The organism is Streptomyces sp. UNOB3_S3 (genome assembly GCF_020740895.1).
Classification (GTDB): domain Bacteria; phylum Actinomycetota; class Actinomycetes; order Streptomycetales; family Streptomycetaceae; genus Streptomyces.
Map to the genome: position 1 here is coordinate 1 of NZ_JAILXP010000665.1, position 1,693 is coordinate 1,693.

The 1,693-nt window shown below is 80.6% G+C and carries 1 pseudogene; it reads right to left on the reverse strand.

What is annotated here, in order from left to right:
- Nucleotides 1–1,693, reverse strand: a pseudogene (locus tag K6I33_RS34845) (family 2 glycosyl transferase); the annotation flags it as partial.

Consider the following 1,693-nt stretch of genomic DNA (forward strand, 5'->3'; position numbering starts at 1 on the left):
GCCGTCCGGCGTGGCCGTCGCCGCGCGCAGCCTGCGGGCGCGGCGCCCCTCCCCCGTACCGGCTTGGGCCGGTACGGGCGCTGCCGCCACGGCGGCGTCCTCGGGCAGGTCGTCGTCGACCTCGCGGCGGCGGCCCGGCAGGGCGAGGACGACCAGGACCGCGGCGAGCAGCCCCTGGGCCCACAGCCAGGCGGTCCGCGCGACGGGGGTCTCGTAGGCGACGGTCAGCTTCCCGCCCCGGGCCGGCAGGGCGAAACCCTGGGCCCAGCCGTCGACGGTGACGGGCTTGAGCGCCCGCCCGTCGAGCGTGGCCCGCCAGCCCGGCGCGGCCTTGTCGGCCAGTCGCAGGACCCGTTCGCCCGTCCCGGCCGGGACGGTGGCGCGGGCTGTGACGGGCCCGGCGGCGACGGGCACCGGGGCGGTGGGACGGGTGCCGTCGGGCTGTCGCGTGCCGGTGACGATGGTGACGCGGGCGACCTGGCTGTCGACGCGCCAGAGGGAGCTGTGGTCCTCCTTGCCGAGCCGGGTCAGCCCGGGGGTGGCGTCGAGGACGCGGGCCATGGCGCGGGGGGCGTTGTCGCGGACGAGGACGTAGCCGACGGCGTAGTCGCCGAGGCGGCCCGCCTGGTCGGCGCCGGAGCCCGCGACGAGCGCGGCCACCATGGCGTCGAGCTCGCGCTCCCGGCCGGCGGCCGCCAGGGGCTCGGCGTCGCCGAGCCGGGCGCCCGCGCCGCGGACGAGCGTGTACGTCACCCGGCCGGTGTCCCCGCCGAGGACGAGGGTGCGGGCCTGGTCCCGGGTGCCGGCCTCCTCGGCCACGAACGCGGGCACCTGCACCGGGTCGCGCCGCTCCAGCGGTCCGGCGGCGCCGTGCACGGCCCAGACGGCGGCGGCCGCGGCGGGGGCGGCCCCGGCGGCCAGCGCGACGAGGGCGGCGACGGGCTGGCGCCAGCCGAAGCCGTGCGCCGCGACGCGCTCCTTGGCGCCCTCGGCTCCCACGGCGGCCGCCGCGATCAGCGCGAGGCCGTAGAGCAGGGTGCCGGGCCCGGCCCAGACCGAGCGGTTGACCAGGGCGGCGCAGAGCAGTCCGGTGAGCGCGACGGTCCAGGCGGTCAGGACGGCCGGGCGCCGGTCCGCGCGGAGCAGGGCGGCGAGCGCGGCCAGGACGACCCCGGCGAACAGCAGGGCGCCCGGGGTGCCGGGTCCGCCGGGGTCGGCGGTGAGCAGGCCCTGGGGGCCGGCCGTGCCGTGCCCGTGGGCCAGCCCGGCCTCGGCGAGGAAGCGGCCGGGGTGGGTGAAGAGCCCGAGCGACCAGGGGGCGAGTACGAGGACGGGGGTGGCGGCCGCGGCGAGGAACCGGGGGCCGTGGACGGCGGCCCGGGCGGCGCCGCCCCGGACGCAGTTCAGCACGAGCGCCGCGATGCCCAGGAGCACCGCCACCGGCCACACCACGGGGGTGAAGGCGGTGGTGACGGTGAGCAGGAGGGCGTACGCCCAGCAGGCGCGCCATGTGGGGTGGGTGCCCGGCGCGCGGAGCCCGGTGGCCGCGACGGCCGCGCGGGCCAGGAGCGGCAGCAGGACGGCGAGGACGGCGGTGCCGAGCCGGCCGGTGGCGAGGGCGCCGGTGGTGGCGGGCAGGAAGGCGTAGGCGACGGCCGCCCAGGCGCGCAGCGGGCGGGAGGCGATGAGGGGG